The 13,344-nt window shown below is 73.5% G+C and carries 16 protein-coding genes and 1 pseudogene; 10 read left to right on the top strand and 7 right to left on the bottom strand.

The window, feature by feature from the left end:
* The first annotated feature begins 4 nt into the window (after positions 1–4).
* The 5 genes from GNZ18_RS06105 to GNZ18_RS06085 are packed head-to-tail and all read left to right on the top strand — an operon-like array spanning position 5 to position 4,296.
* The gene (locus GNZ18_RS06105) at positions 5–235 is read left to right on the top strand and encodes a ferredoxin (protein ID WP_156215155.1); all 231 of its coding nucleotides are present in this window, start codon (positions 5–7) and stop codon (positions 233–235) included.
* Between the two features lie 21 nt (positions 236–256).
* Positions 257–1,495 (top strand): phthiocerol/phthiodiolone dimycocerosyl transferase family protein, encoded by a 1,239-nt coding sequence (locus tag GNZ18_RS06100; RefSeq protein ID WP_156215153.1) that lies wholly within the window; start codon positions 257–259, stop codon positions 1,493–1,495.
* Between the two features lie 32 nt (positions 1,496–1,527).
* Positions 1,528–2,697 (top strand): class I SAM-dependent methyltransferase, encoded by a 1,170-nt coding sequence (locus GNZ18_RS06095; protein ID WP_156215151.1) that lies wholly within the window; start codon positions 1,528–1,530, stop codon positions 2,695–2,697.
* Positions 2,697–3,344 carry a dTDP-4-dehydrorhamnose 3,5-epimerase family protein gene (locus tag GNZ18_RS06090; protein ID WP_156215149.1) on the top strand — a complete coding sequence of 216 codons (648 nt, stop codon included), beginning with the start codon at positions 2,697–2,699 and terminating at the stop codon, positions 3,342–3,344. Before GNZ18_RS06095 ends, GNZ18_RS06090 begins: the two co-directional genes overlap by 1 nt.
* Positions 3,295–4,296, top strand: a complete 1,002-nt coding sequence (locus GNZ18_RS06085) for a Gfo/Idh/MocA family protein (RefSeq protein WP_156215147.1) — start codon at positions 3,295–3,297, stop codon at positions 4,294–4,296. Before GNZ18_RS06090 ends, GNZ18_RS06085 begins: the two co-directional genes overlap by 50 nt.
* 38 nt (positions 4,297–4,334) lie before the next feature.
* On the opposite strand, the gene GNZ18_RS06080 is transcribed toward GNZ18_RS06085, so the two are convergent.
* Positions 4,335–5,162 carry a class I SAM-dependent methyltransferase gene (locus GNZ18_RS06080; RefSeq protein WP_156215145.1) on the bottom strand — a complete coding sequence of 276 codons (828 nt, stop codon included), beginning with the start codon at positions 5,160–5,162 and terminating at the stop codon, positions 4,335–4,337.
* Positions 5,163–5,280: 118 nt separating this feature from the next.
* Here GNZ18_RS06080 and GNZ18_RS06075 point away from each other — a divergent pair, with 118 nt between their 5' ends.
* Positions 5,281–6,453 carry a nucleotide disphospho-sugar-binding domain-containing protein gene (locus tag GNZ18_RS06075; protein ID WP_156215143.1) on the top strand — a complete coding sequence of 391 codons (1,173 nt, stop codon included), beginning with the start codon at positions 5,281–5,283 and terminating at the stop codon, positions 6,451–6,453.
* Here the strand turns inward: GNZ18_RS06075 and GNZ18_RS06070 are convergent.
* Positions 6,450–6,740 (bottom strand): DUF397 domain-containing protein, encoded by a 291-nt coding sequence (locus tag GNZ18_RS06070; protein WP_308198635.1) that lies wholly within the window; start codon positions 6,738–6,740, stop codon positions 6,450–6,452. The genes GNZ18_RS06075 and GNZ18_RS06070 overlap by 4 nt on opposite strands.
* Entirely contained in the window at positions 6,737–7,549 is an 813-nt protein-coding gene (locus GNZ18_RS06065) for a helix-turn-helix domain-containing protein (RefSeq protein WP_156215140.1), read from the bottom strand. The genes GNZ18_RS06070 and GNZ18_RS06065 overlap by 4 nt, the downstream gene beginning before the upstream one ends.
* Positions 7,550–7,731: 182 nt before the next feature.
* Between GNZ18_RS06065 and GNZ18_RS06060 the strand changes: the two genes are divergently transcribed.
* The 4 genes and pseudogenes from GNZ18_RS06060 (at position 7,732) to GNZ18_RS06045 (ending at position 10,274) form a co-directional block, all read left to right on the top strand.
* The gene (locus GNZ18_RS06060; protein WP_173390664.1) at positions 7,732–8,061 is read left to right on the top strand and encodes an ATP-binding protein; all 330 of its coding nucleotides are present in this window, start codon (positions 7,732–7,734) and stop codon (positions 8,059–8,061) included.
* A gap of 35 nt (positions 8,062–8,096) precedes the next feature.
* Positions 8,097–8,699: an HAD-IA family hydrolase gene (locus tag GNZ18_RS06055; protein WP_156215136.1), complete on the top strand. Its 603-nt coding sequence runs from the start codon at positions 8,097–8,099 to the stop codon at positions 8,697–8,699.
* Between the two features lie 125 nt (positions 8,700–8,824).
* A pseudogene (locus GNZ18_RS41845) lies at positions 8,825–9,556 on the top strand (phosphatase PAP2 family protein); the annotation flags it as partial.
* Positions 9,557–9,587: 31 nt separating this feature from the next.
* Positions 9,588–10,274 (top strand): creatininase family protein, encoded by a 687-nt coding sequence (locus tag GNZ18_RS06045; protein ID WP_156215134.1) that lies wholly within the window; start codon positions 9,588–9,590, stop codon positions 10,272–10,274.
* Here the strand turns inward: GNZ18_RS06045 and GNZ18_RS06040 are convergent.
* From GNZ18_RS06040 to GNZ18_RS06025, 4 genes are read right to left on the bottom strand one after another with little or no spacing between them, the layout of a single operon-like run.
* Complete coding sequence (locus GNZ18_RS06040; RefSeq protein WP_246249455.1) at positions 10,188–11,141, bottom strand: lysylphosphatidylglycerol synthase transmembrane domain-containing protein; 954 nt, start codon at positions 11,139–11,141, stop codon at positions 10,188–10,190. The genes GNZ18_RS06045 and GNZ18_RS06040 overlap by 87 nt on opposite strands.
* Positions 11,138–11,893: a class I SAM-dependent methyltransferase gene (locus GNZ18_RS06035; RefSeq protein ID WP_312874324.1), complete on the bottom strand. Its 756-nt coding sequence runs from the start codon at positions 11,891–11,893 to the stop codon at positions 11,138–11,140. Before GNZ18_RS06035 ends, GNZ18_RS06040 begins: the two co-directional genes overlap by 4 nt.
* Complete coding sequence (locus GNZ18_RS06030; protein WP_156215133.1) at positions 11,890–12,951, bottom strand: glycosyltransferase family 4 protein; 1,062 nt, start codon at positions 12,949–12,951, stop codon at positions 11,890–11,892. Before GNZ18_RS06030 ends, GNZ18_RS06035 begins: the two co-directional genes overlap by 4 nt.
* Positions 12,939–13,337, bottom strand: a complete 399-nt coding sequence (locus GNZ18_RS06025) for a 6-pyruvoyl trahydropterin synthase family protein (RefSeq protein ID WP_214618819.1) — start codon at positions 13,335–13,337, stop codon at positions 12,939–12,941. The genes GNZ18_RS06030 and GNZ18_RS06025 overlap by 13 nt, the downstream gene beginning before the upstream one ends.
* Positions 13,338–13,344 lie beyond the last annotated feature (7 nt).

Genomic DNA, 13,344 nt, shown 5'->3' with positions numbered 1-13,344 from the left:
GGCCATGGACGACGAGCAGTGGCGGGTGCAGGTCGACCGGCGCACGTGCATCGGCTCGGGGCTGTGCACCGCGATCGCCGAGGGGCACTTCACACTGGACGAGGGGCGCTCCCGGCCGACGGCCGAGGTCATCGCCCCCGAGGACGCCGTCCTCGACGCCGCCGAGTTCTGCCCGGTCGAGGCGATCCTCGTCCGCGCGGCGGGCACCCGGACCGTCCTCGCCCCCCAGCCGTGACGCGCCAGGAAAGGAGTCCCGATGCCTGCTGACGAACGCGTCCTCACCCCCCGGGAGTCGATGATCGTGGCGTCCGGGGCCAGCCCGGCGTTCATCACGGTCACGGCCGAGGGCGATCTCGACGCCGGCGCGCTGGACCGCGCGATGGGGCTGCTCGCGCGGGCCCATCCGATCCTGCGGACGGAGATCGTCCGGACCGGCGGCGAGCGGTTCGTGCTCCGCGTCGCCGCCGGTCGGCCGCCGCTCGTGCTCCACGAGGACGGCACGACGTTCACCGACGTGGTCACCGCGCCCTGGCGGGTGGGCGAGCGGGCGGCGCGGCTCGTCGTCCTCCGTGAGGGGCGGCGCTGCACGATCGTCCTGGCGGTCCACCACGCGGTCGCGGACGGACGGCTGATCACCGCGCTTCTCCAGCGGCTCGTCGAGCACTACGACGCGCTGGTCTCCGGCGTCCCGGTGCCCGCCGCCGACCGGGACGGACTGGACCCGCCGCTCGAAGAGGTCCTGCGCCGCGAGGGCCCCCCGGATCCCGCTCCCCCGCCGCGGCCCGCGCCGCCGCCGGAGGTGGCCACGCTGGCGCCGCGCACCGTCCAGCCGAACGGACCGGCGAGCTTCGGCTTCACCAACCTGCGGTTCGACCCGGAGGCCACGGCCCGGTTCGTCGCCGCCGCCAAACTGCACGGGCTGTCGGTCAGCAGCCTGGTCGCGGGCGCCATGGCGACCTCGCTGCGGACCCTGCACGAGACCGGGGGGCCGCTGACGCTGGCGCTGTGCCTCCAGGTGGACCTGCGCGCCCGCATGTCGCCGCCGATCCCGCCGGAGGCGGCCATGAGCGCGGTCGGCAGCGTGATCATCAACCTGCCGGTGGCCCGGGAGGCGACCCCGGTCGAGGTGGGCCTCCGGGTGGACGGCGAGATGGAGGCCGCCGCCGACCGCGCGCTCCACCAGGCGCGGCTGCTCGCCGCCGGGACCCTCGACCTGTCCGGCACCCAGGAGATCTCGGTGAGCATCTCCAACCTCGGCCGGCTGTCCTTCCCCGCGACCGCGGGCGGCCTCCGGTTCGAGGCGATCCGCTCCGTCGCCACCATGCCCTTCATGCGCGTCCCCGCCCTGGTCTCCAACACCGTGAACGGCTCGCTGAACCTGGACCTCATCTACAACCGCGCGTTTCTGGCCGACGAGCCGGCGCGGCACCTGACCCGGGAGCTCCGGAACCGCATGGCGGCTCCCGCCGGGACGGGCGCGCGCTCCCCCGTCTGAGCCGTCCCCTTCCCTACCGCCGGGAGGCATCTATGCAAGTCACAACGGAACAGGCCGAACTTCTCATTCTCGCCGCCGGTGGACGCGAAGCCGAGCTGCTCGCCGCCATCGAGGACGTCGGGGCGAAGGCCGTCAGCTCCCTCGCCGTGGAAGAGCTGGTGTTCCGCTGCCGGCTGCCGTCGAACAAGACCCACGTCCACATCCAGCTCGACCTGCTCCACGGCGGCGAGCGGTTCACCCACACGGTCGGCGTGCGGGCCGGTGAGCCGGTCACGCTGCACGAGGGCGAGCTGGACACCGCCGTCTACCTGCTGGAGTTCGAGCTGGCGGAGCTGGTCCGCGGCCTGTACGGCCCGCTGCGGGAGCGTCGCGCGGGCACACACCGCAGCAGGCTGCTGGTGGAGCGGCCCACGGCGAAGGCGCTGTACGACGGGCCGCTGCGCGGGGACTGGTACTCGGTCGGACGCGCGGTCGACACGGTGCTCAGCGGCTGCTCCGCCGGGCCGTCCGACCTCGGCGAGCTGTCGGTGCGGCACGGCACCGACAAGTGGGGCACCTGGCACTGGTACACCCCGCACTACGAGCGGCACCTGCGGGCCCTGCGCGGCGAGCCGGTGCGGCTCCTGGAGATCGGGATCGGCGGGTACGACGACCCGGACCTCGGCGGCTGGTCGCTGAAGATGTGGAAGGCCTACTTCCCGCGCGGCCTCATGACCGGGCTGGACGTCCACGCCAAGCACGGCCTGGACGAGCCCCGGCTGCGCACCGTGAAGGGCGACCAGAACGACCCGGACTTCCTGCGGGCCTTCGGCGAGGAGCACGGGCCGTTCGACGTCATCGTGGACGACGGGAGCCACGTCAACGAGCACATCCGCACCTCGTTCGAGGCGCTGTTCTCCTACGTCCGGCCGGGCGGCTTCTACATCATCGAGGACATCTGGACCGCCTACTGCGCGAAGTTCGGCGGCGACGAGGGCCCCGTCTCCCCGCCGACCACCTCGATCGGGATGCTCCAGGCGCTCCTCGACAAGCTGCACTACCAGGAGCGGGCCGGGGACGAGGGCGACGACATCGCCCGGAGCGTGGTGGGCGTGCACGTCTACCACAACATCGCGTTCATCGAGAAGGGCCACAACGCCGAGGGCGGCATCGCGCCCGCGGTCGGGCGGCTCTTCGAGTCCTCGCCGTCCACGCCGCGATGATGAAGATCGAGCCGATGTCCGTCCTGGACGCCTACCGCATCACCCCGACGCACCACGAGGACCGGCGCGGCAGCTTCTACGAGTCGTGGCGGTTCGAGGAGCTGGCCGCCCACCTCGGCCACCCGTTCGTGGTGCGGCAGGCCAACTTCTCGGCGTCCAGGCGCAACACGCTGCGGGGCATCCACGGGACCACCAGCCCGCCGGGGCAGGCGAAGCTGGTGACCTGCGTCCGGGGGGCCGCGCTCGACGTCGTGGTGGACCTGCGGGTGGGGTCGCCGACCTTCGGGCGGTTCGACATCACCCCGCAGGAGGCCGACTCCGGCGTCGCCGTCTGCCTGGCGGACGGCCTCGGCCACGGGTTCCTCGCCCTGACCGACGACACCTGCATGAACTACCTGTGCGACACCGAGTACATCCACGGGACGATGCTCGACATCCAGGCGCTGGACCCGGAGCTCGGCATCCCGTGGAACCTGGACGGCGAGCCGATCCGGTCGGACAAGGACACGGCGGCGCCGACGCTCGCCGAGGCGGCGGCGGCCGGACTGCTGCCCCGCTACCGGCCGGGCGGCACCCTACCCGGAGAGGGGGAGGCTCATGGCGGACGGACGCGGCCCGGTCCGGTTCGGGGTGATCGGCTGCGCTGACATCGCGCTGCGGCGGACCCTGCCCGCGATGCGGGCGGACGCCGGCGTCGAGGTGCGCGCCATCGCGAGCCGCGACCTCGCGAAGGCCGAGCGGTCCGCCGCCGCCCACGGCATCGGCGCCGCGCTGGGCGGCTACGCGGAGCTGCTCGAACGCGACGACGTGGACGCCGTCTACATCCCGCTCCCGGCCGCGCTGCACGCCGAGTGGGTCGAGCGGGCGCTGCTGGCGGGCAAGCACGTCCTCGTCGAGAAGCCGTTCACCACCGAGGGACGGGACACCGCGCGGCTCATCGCCCTGGCGCGCGAGCGCGGGCGCCTGCTGCTGGAGAACATGATGTTCCTGCACCACCCGCAGCACGCCCGCGTGGACGGGCTGGTCGCGGACGGGGCGATCGGCGAGGTCCGGGCGCTCGCGGCCGCCTTCACGATCCCCCCGAAGCCGCGCGGCGACATCCGCTACCGGCCCGACGTCGGCGGCGGCGCGCTGGTGGACATCGGCGTCTACCCGGTCGCCGCCGCGCTCCGGTTCCTCGGGCCGCGCCTCCGCCTGGTCGGCGCGGTGCTCCGCGTCGACCGGGCGGGCGGGGCCGTGGTGGGCGGCAGCGCCCTGCTCTCCGACCCGCGGGGGGTGACCGCCCAGCTCACCTTCGGCATGGAGCACTCCTACCACTCCGGTTACGAGCTGCGGGGCAGCTCCGGCAGGCTCGTGCTGGAGCGGGTGTTCACGCCGCCGCCCGCCTACGGCCCGGTCGTCCGGGTCGAGCGCCAGGACCACCGGGAGGAGATCGTCCTGCCACCGGCGGACCAGTTCGCGAACGTCGTCGGCCTCTTCGCCGCCGCCGTCCGGGAGGGCGGCGACCTGACGTCCTGGCACGAGGAGTCGCTGCGCCGGGCGGAGCTGCTCGACGACATCCGCGACAAGGCGGAGTACGCCCGGGTCCAGCAGGTCTGAACGCGGCACCGCCCGGGGGGAGGGGCGGTGCCGCGTGGTCAGGCGGCGCCGTCGCGCACGGCCGTCACCACGAGCGTGGTGAAGTGGTTGGTGAAGCCGCCGCCCGCCGCGTCGATGGCCGCGCCGACGCCCGCGAGCACCTGGTCCAGGACGTCCTTCGGGAGCCGGGTGTGCAGGCCGGTCGTCGGGAGCTGGTCCAGCCACTCGTCGCGGGTGTAGGTCTGCTCCCAGGTGAAGGTCCACCGCTCCGCGTCGCCGAACGCGCCCGCCTGCCGGATGCCGTCGGCGGCCTTGTCGCCCAGCACCGCGTACCCGCCGGTGTCGGACGGCGCGGCCAGGCGGGCGGCGGGCGAGTCGGGCATGACCCGGCGGTAGACCTCGGCGAACGCCTCACCGAGGTCGGAGGGCACCCGGGCGGCGTTCCAGAACACCGCCAGCCGCCCGCCGGGGCGCAGCGCCTCGGCGGCCCTGGCCGCACCGGCGACCGGATCGACCCAGTGCCACGTCTGCCCGGAGACGATCGCGTCGAAGGTCCGGCCCCGGGGGTCCCACTCCTCGAACGTCGCGGTCTCGACCTCGAACCCGGTGCCCCGCGCGAAGTCGGCCATGCGCTCGTCCGGCTCGACCCCGAGCACCGTGCACCCGGCCTCCCGGAACTGCCGGGCGGCGATGCCGGTGCCGATTCCCACATCGAGCAGGCTCCGCCCGGGAACGGCGTCCACGATCGCCGCCACCATCGCGTCGGGGTAGCGGGGCCGCGTCCGGTCGTACCGCTCGGCGTCCACGCCGAACGACTCCGCCGCCCGCTTGGCCTCCGCGGGCGTGAAAACGGAGGCGGGCGTGTTCTCCGGCCGTTGAGTGGTCATGCGCCCACTCTAGGAGGGCATTCGCCCACTCGTCAATCGGCTAGCACCCGCGCCGGGGCCCGCCTACCCCCCAAAACTCCCGATTGCCCCCGGTCACGCCATCGGACAACGTCGATTCATGCGCATCCTTCTCCTGCCGTTCTCGGCGCCCTCGCACTACATGCCGATGGTGCCGCTGATCTGGGCCTTCCGCGCGGCGGGCCACACCGTCCGGGTGGCGGCGCAGCCGTCCATCGCGGCGGCCGTCGTCGGGTCCGGCCTGCCGGTCGTGCCGGTCGCCGCGTCCTACGACATGGCGGCCGAGGTCCGCCGGAACCGCCGGCTCCTGGACGAGGCGGGCAGCGACCCGATGGCGATGTTCCGCGCGATGACCGAGTCGCACACCGCGCTGGCCCGCGCGGTCGCGGCCGACGCCGTCCCGCTCGCCCGCGACTGGCGCCCCGACCTGGTCGTCGGCGATCCGCTGATGCTCGCCGCCCCGATCGTCGCCGCTCAGGCCGGGGCGCCGCTGGTGACGCAGCTGTGGGGAGCCGACATCATGCGGATGTTCGGCTACCCCGGCGCGGGCCAGCCGGTGGACGACTGGCCCGAGTCGCTGCGGGCCCTCCACGCGGAGTACGGGTGCGACCCGAAGCCGGAGAGCGCCGCCGCCACGCTCGACGCGTGCACGCCGCGTTTGCAGGTCGGCGAGATCCCGTCCCGGGTGCCGATGCGGTTCGTCCCCTACAACGGCGCGAACGCCATCCCGCCGGACCTGGTGCGCCCGCCCCGGAAACGGCGGGTCCTGGTCACCTGGGGGTCGATGCTGGTCCGCCGGGAGGGCATCGGGAGCTTCCCGCTAACCGACGTGATGGACTCCCTCGCGGACTTCGACGTGGAGGTCGTCCTCACCGTGGCGGGCCGGGACCGCGAGTTCACCGAGAGCCTGCCGTCCACGGTCAGGGTCGTGGAGAGCGTCCCGCTGAACGAGATCCTGCCGACCTGCCACGCGATCGTGCACCACGGCGGCAGCGGCTCGATGATGACGGCGGCCCACCACGGCGTCCCGCAGGTGTCCCTCACCGCGACCCCCGACGTGATCGCCTACTGCGACCGGATGGCCGCCACCGGATCGGGCACCAACATCCCCGTCGCGACCGCGACCCCGGGCCTCGTCCGGTCGGCGATCACGGACGCCCTGACCAGCGACAAGATGCGCGAGGCCGCCGGGGACCTCCAGGCCGAGATGGCGGCCCAGCCGTCCCCGGCCGAGGTGGTCGACCGCCTGCCCGAACTCCTCCAGGGCTCCTAACCGAGGTCCAGCTCACCACGCCGGATACGCGCGACCAGCCCACCGAACTCCCCCGCCCCGAACGCAAGCCGAGGCCCCTCCGGGTCCTTCGAGTCCCTGACCCCGATGAATCCATCTAGTCGCACCGTCTCCACACACGCATTGTCGGTGACACCACCGCTACGAGAAGTCTTCCGCCATTCGTCCTTGGAGTCACTGCTGGTGGTCGGGCCGTCCAACCGCGCCAGCTCCACACACGCATCGTCGTTCATGCCACCGGTATATGAACTCTTACGCCATGCGGTCACTCGTACTTCCTCATCTCTTGCTCGATGAACTCTCGGGACGCGCTCTTACTCCAAGCGTGAGCACCAATCTGGTCAAACCGTACCGCGAGGGTACTAACCTCGTCACCCGCCTCGATCAGACGACCTCCAATCTGCGCACCGGCGTAGGCGATCGTCCGGGGCCCAAGCGTCAGGATGTGGAACGCGCCGTCCTGGCCCGGGTGAGCGCCCGCCGATCGCGGGATGATACGAATCACGACACGGGGGTGATCAACTAGATCGAGGAGCGATTGCAGCTGGGCCCGCATCACATCGCGGCTTCCGACCTGACACTCCACCGCTTCCTGGTCCAACAAGATCCACACGTAGGGCGAGTCGGACCTCTCAAGAATCTCCTGCCGCTTCTTTCGCGCCTCGGTCTCCGCGTCGATCTCGTGTTCACGGCCAGCGACTACCAGCAGGGCGCACCTGTAGTCTTCCGTCTGGACCAGTGCGGGGATGACCTTTCCGTGATAGACCTTGATGATCTCGGCGGCCCGCTCGTACTGGATGTACTGCTTGAACCAGTCGGGGTCGTGGCCGGTGCGGGCGTAGTACAGCAGGCGCTGGAAGTGGCCGCCGGTGTCCCATGCCTTGTCCAGTAGCGCCATATGTTCGTCACCGGGGCGGAAGCGTCCGGCCTCCCAGTTCGAAACGGTCGCGCGCGTGACGCGGACGATCAATGCCGTCTGGGCCAGCGAGAGGCCGCGCTGGGTGCGGTGAAACCACAGGTCGAAGGCCAGCCAGGCCCAGTGGGACGAGTTCGGGTCGATCGTTTCGCGGACGCTCATCTGTGACTCCCATGTATTGATTTATTGGCGATCCATCGCACATTAACTCTCCGGGGTCGAGTCTGTACGCCAGTTCCTCGAACAGGACGGCGGAGATGAATGATCAATCCGGGACTCTCCTATCCCGCAAATCGGGCGAAATTCGGATGACTCTACTCGGGGTGGGATCCTCAGTCTCACTTGTGCGTGAACTGGTTCGATATGCGCTCACGAACTGGGATTACCCCCGGGCGGCGATCGACGATTCGGTGCTGGTGGCGAGCGAGATCGTGACCAATGCGGTACGGGCGGCGCGGGGCCGTCCGATCCGGGTCCGGATCGCCGTCCAGGATGGGGCGCCGCTTCTGGAGTGCTGGGATCCCGATCCCGAACTCCCCCGCCCGCGAGAGGCGGGACCGGACGCGATGGACGGGCGCGGTCTCGCGATTATCGGCGCCTATGCCAAGGACGCGGGTGTCCGCCCGTCCGCCACCGGCGTGGGAAAGGTCTTCTGGGCGCTCATGCCCCTGTAACCCGTCCCATCAACCCAACGACCCTAGGTAGCGATATGCCCCCAGCCATCATGTTCGCCTTGCAGGGCGTCCTCGTTTTCCATGTGGACGCGCGCCGCCGGAGCCTCGCCAAGGTGGTGAGCCGGCTCGATCTCCTGAAGGAGGGCGGGCGGCGGACGTTCCTCGGCCCGCGTCCGTCCGGGCGTCCGGAGACCCCCTCGCGCGCGTTCCAGCGGCTCGGCGGCGAGGAGCTGCGGCGCTGCCCCGGCGGCGCCGAACTGGTCATCGCCCTGTGCGGGCAGGGCTACCGGCTCGCGCTGGTGGCCGAGGAGCCCGCCCCGGAGGCGGCGGCCGCGCTCCGGTTCCTCGGCCTGGACGACGCGTTCGACCTGATCCTCACCGCCGACGACGTCCCGCGGGGGCGGCCCTCCCCGGTGGCCCACCGGGCCGCCGCGCGGCTGCTCGCCCACCATCCCCGGGCGTGCGTCGCGGTCGAGAACACGCCCGCCGGGGTGGCGGCGGCGAAGGCGGCGGGCATGCGCTGCGTCGCGGTGGCCTCCACGCATGGCGAGGCCGATCTCGGGCAGGCGGACATGGTCGTCGGTGATGTCTCCGATCTGTTGCCGTCGTCGTTCGTCCGCCTGATCGGTCGAGCGTGAGCCCGTAGGGCGATCGCACTTTGGGAGTTGGCCATTCCGGGTTCGCCCAGGGCACGCAGGCAGGGTGGGGCTAGCCCCACCCCCGGCCAGGGGGTTGGGCTCCCGGCGGCGGGTGGTTGGGCCCAATGTGCGGGAGTCCTCCGGGCGACAGGGTTGTTGTGGTTGGAGAACCCGGCACGGAGGACGGCATGGCTAACGGTGTGATTCGCGGGGGACGGACATGGCGGTCGGCGCGGCCTCTGATGACGGAGGTGGCGCTGCTGCTCGGTCTGTTCGCGTTCTACAAGTACGGGCGGACGCTCGTGGAGCACGGCCCGGGTGAGGCGCTCTCCAACGCGCACCGGCTGTGGGGGTTCGAGCGCTCGTGGCTGCCGAATGAGGTGTCGTTGCAGCATTGGGCGCTGGAATGGGACCACACCGCGTTCCTCTCGAACCTGTATTACGTGTCGGTGCATTTCCCCGGTACGGCGCTGCTGCTGGTGTGGGTGTACGCGCGGCACCGGGATTCCTACCGCCGGGTCCGCAACGAACTGGTCGTGCTGACGGGGGCGGGCCTGGTCGTGCATCTGCTGTTCCCGCTGGCGCCCCCGAGGCTGGCCGGTGTCGGCGCGGTGGACACGATGCTGACCGTGGGGCCGTCGGCGTATCCGGCGGCGGCCGACGGGATCGCCAACCAGTACGCGGCCATGCCGTCGCTGCACATCGGGTGGGCGCTGCTGGTCGCGATCACGGTGGTGCGGGTGTCCGCGAGCAGGTGGCGGTGGGTCGTGGCGCTGCACGCGCCGATCACGGTGTTCGTGGTCGTGGTGACCGCGAACCACTACTGGACGGACGGCCTGGTCGCGGCGCTGCTGCTGGCCGGGGCGACGCTCGTGGTCAAATGGCTGCATGATTCCGCTGCACACCAGTGGCGAGGAGCGCTCGGCGTCCGTGGCGCTGCTGCCGGTCGGGAGCCACGAGCAGCACGGGCCCTATCTGCCGCTGGCGACGGACACGGTGATCGCCTGCCTGGTCGCGGCGGAGATCGCGCGGTCCCATGCGGTGCGGACGCTGCCGCCGGTGACGATCTCGTGCTCGCAGGAGCACGCGGGCTGGCCGGGGACCGTGAGCGTGTCGGCGGCGACGCTGATCTCGATCGTGCGGGACGTGGCCGACTCGCTGCGTAGCGCCGGGGTGCCGAAGCTGGTGCTGGTGAACGGGCACGGCGGCAACTACGTGCTGGGGAACGTCGTCCAGGAGGCGGGCGGCGACATGGCGCTCTTCCCCGTCGCGGACGACTGGGAGGATGCGCGCCGGGCGGCGGGGCTCGCGACCACCGGCGACAGCGACATGCACGCCGGGGAGCTGGAGACCTCGATCCTGCTGCACGCGCGCCCCGACCTCGTCCGCGAGGGGTACGAGAACGGCGACCACCTGGCCGACGACCGGCGGCACCTGCTCACGGCGGGGATGGCGCCCTACACCGCCTCGGGGGTGGTGGGGCGGCCGTCACTGGCCTCGGCCCGCAAGGGCCGGGACGTCCTCGCGCACCTGGTCGGGTCGTTCGGGCGGTGCCTGGCGGTCCTGGAGCAGTAGCGCGAGGGCGCCGGGCAGGCTCGCGACGAACGCGAGCACCCCGTAGACGACGGCGACGGTCAGGCCCCGCTCGGCGCCGAGCCCGGCCGCGCCGAACGCCAGCGACAGCACGGCCTCGCGCGGGCCCCACCCGCCGATGTTGATCGGCAGCGCCATGACCAGCAGCGCGAGCAGGACGAGCGGGACGAGGTCGGCCAGCGGGGCGGTCGCACCGGCGAGGCGGGCGGCGACGAGGAACAGCGTCACGTGCCCGGCGAGGGCCCCGGCGGACAGGGCGGTGACGAGCGGCCACGCGTCCAGGACGGGGCGGACGTCGAACGACCGGCGGCGCGCGACCACCAGCACCCCCGCGAGCACGCCCAGCGCCGCGAGCCCGGGAACGACGGCGGGGCCGAGCGCCGGGAGCAGGGACGGGCGCGCGAGCAGCACCGCCGCGCCCGCCGTGAGCAGCACGGCCTGCCCGGCGGCCCGTTCGAGGACGACGGCGCGGACGCCGCCCGCCACGTCCCGCTCCCGGTGCCCGTGGCTGACCGCGCGGTGCACGTCGCCGAGGACGCCCGCCGGGAGCACGGCGTTGAGGAACTGCGAGCGGTAGTAGTCGGCGACGGCCCGGCGCAGCGGCAGGTGGAGGCCGAGGCGGCGGGCGACGGCGCGCCAGCGGGCGGCGCTGAGCACGGTGGTCGCGAGGCCGATGCCGAGCGCGAGGGCGATCGAGGGCGCGTCGACGGCGCGCAGCGCGGCCGTGAACGCGCTCGTGCTGTGCCACCACAGCAGCGCGGCGAGGATGCCGAGCCCGGCGAGCGGCCGGAGCCCCCGTGCCATGTACCGGCGTGCCGTGTACCGCCGCGCCATGGACCGCGGCCTCATGCGGCGCTCCCTGGAACGGCCAGGATGTCGGCGTGCTCGATCTCGGCGTCGAAGCCGTCGGCGAGGCGGCGGGCGAGGTATCCGGCGGCGGCCGGGGCGAGGTCCGGGCGCTGCTCGACGGCGGCGGCGACCCAGCCGCGCAGCCACTCGGCGGCCAGCAGGGCGTGCGCGGGGCCGAGGATCCAGGGGCTCGGACGGGTCCGGACGACGGCGTGGCGCCGGCCGAACACCTCGATCGCGGCGGCGACCGCGCCGGGGCCGAGCAGCCCGCCGCGCCGCTGGTGGTCGTCGAACGCGGCGCCGAGGTCGGCGTCGAGCGGGTCGGGCGGCGTCAGCCGGACGCGGCCGACGACCGACAGCGTCAGCAGCGCGGGGATCCCGGCGGCGGTGACGGCGGCGGCGAGGCCGTCCAGTTCGGCGAAGGTGAGGATGTCCAGCAGCGCGGACGCCGTGACCAGCGACGCGCCCTCCAGATCGACCGTGCCCAGGTCGCCGACGTGCGTCTGGAAGGGGGCGGGCGCGTGCGCGTGGGCGAGCAGGCCCGGGTCGGAGTCGCACAGGATCCAGTGCTGCGGGACGGGCAGGCGCGGCGCCAGCCAGCGGGCCATGGAGCCGGTGCCGGAGCCCACGTCGCAGATCACGAGGGGGCCGGGTCGGAGCGCGGCGCGGAGCGGGGGCAGCAGGTCGGTGGCGCGGGCGGCGGCGTCGGCCGGTTCGCGCAGCGTGAGCCAGGAGGCCGTGAACCCGGTCACCGCGCGTCCTCCTGGAGCGAGTCCAGGACGGCGGCCATGGCGCGGGACGTCTCGTCCCAGCCGGGGAGGGCGCCGCGCCGGAGGCGGGCGGAGGCGCGCAGGCGCGACCGCAGCGCGGGTTCGACCAGCCAGCGCCGGAGGGCGGCGGCGAGCGCCCCGGGGTCATCGGGCGGGACGAGGAGGCCGGGCACCCCGCCCTCGGGGTCGCGCCCCAGGGTGTCGGGGACGGCGCCCGCCGCCGTGGCGAGGACGGGCACGCCGCGCGCGAGCGCCTCCGCCACGACCATGCCGTAGGTCTCGGCGCGGGAGGGCAGCACGGCGAGGTCCGCGCCCGCGTAGGCGGCGTCGAGCGCCGCGCCGGTCCGCGGGCCCTCCAGGTGGACGCGGTCGGCGAGGCCGTGCCGCCCGATGTCGCGGCGCAGGCGGGCGACGTGGCCGGGGTCGTGGTCGAGGGGCCCGACCAGCGCGCAGGTCCAGGGCAGGTGCGCGACGGCGGCGAGGGCCTCGACCAGCAGGTCGTGGCCCTTGCGCGGGGTCAGCGAGGCCACGCACAGCAGGCGTGACGCGCCGTCGCCGCCGGGCGCGAGCGGCGCCGGGTCGGTCCCCGGCGGGACGGCGTGGACGCGCCCCGGCTCCAGGCCGTGGTGGTCGACCAGCCGCCGCCGCGCCCACGGGCTCGTGGCCACGACGGCGCGCGCGGCGCGCAGGACGGCGCGCTCGCGCGTGTCCAGGTCGGCGGCGACGTGCGGGGGCAGGCCCGTCTCGTCCGCCAGGGGCAGGTGCACGAGGACCGCCAGCCGCAGCCGGTCCGCGTGCGGGACGACGACCTCCGGGACGCCGCAGGCGACCAGGCCGTCCAGCAGGACGACCGCGCCGTCGGGGAGGGCGGCGAGGTCGCGGGCGAGGCCCTGGCGGGACGCGGCGTCCGGCCGGGGCCACGTCCCCGGCACGCGCAGCTCCCCGGCGGACGCCCCGAGCCCCGCGCGCAGGCGGCGGTCGTAGACGTTGCCGCCGCTCGGCGCGTCCACGTCCCCGGGGACGACGATCACAGCGCGCATTCGTAGCTCGCCCAGGCGACATGGGACTCGCGGAACGTCACGGTGATCCCCGCCAGGCCGCGCGCCCCCTCGCCGAGGGCGCCGTCGCGGACGCGGTCCGCGAGCCGGTCCGCGACGACCTTGGCGAGGTACTCCGTCGAGGTGTTGACCCCGGCGAACTCGGGCAGCTCGTCGAGGTTGCGGTAGTTCAGCGCGGCGAGCACGCCGTTCAGCTCGCGGGTGGCGAGGCCGATGTCCACGACGAGGTTGTCGGCGTCCAGCTCCGCGCGGCGGAACGCCGCGTCCACCACGTAGGTGGCGCCGTGCAGGCGCCGCGCGGGCCCGAACACCTCGCCCCGGAAACTGTGCGCGATCATGACGTGGTCGCGGACGGTGACGGCGAACACGGGGCCT

The organism is Actinomadura litoris (genome assembly GCF_009733595.1).
Lineage (GTDB): Bacteria > Actinomycetota > Actinomycetes > Streptosporangiales > Streptosporangiaceae > Spirillospora > Spirillospora litoris.
Note: the sequence above shows the minus strand (reverse complement) of the source record. Positions and strands in the feature narration are given on the sequence as shown.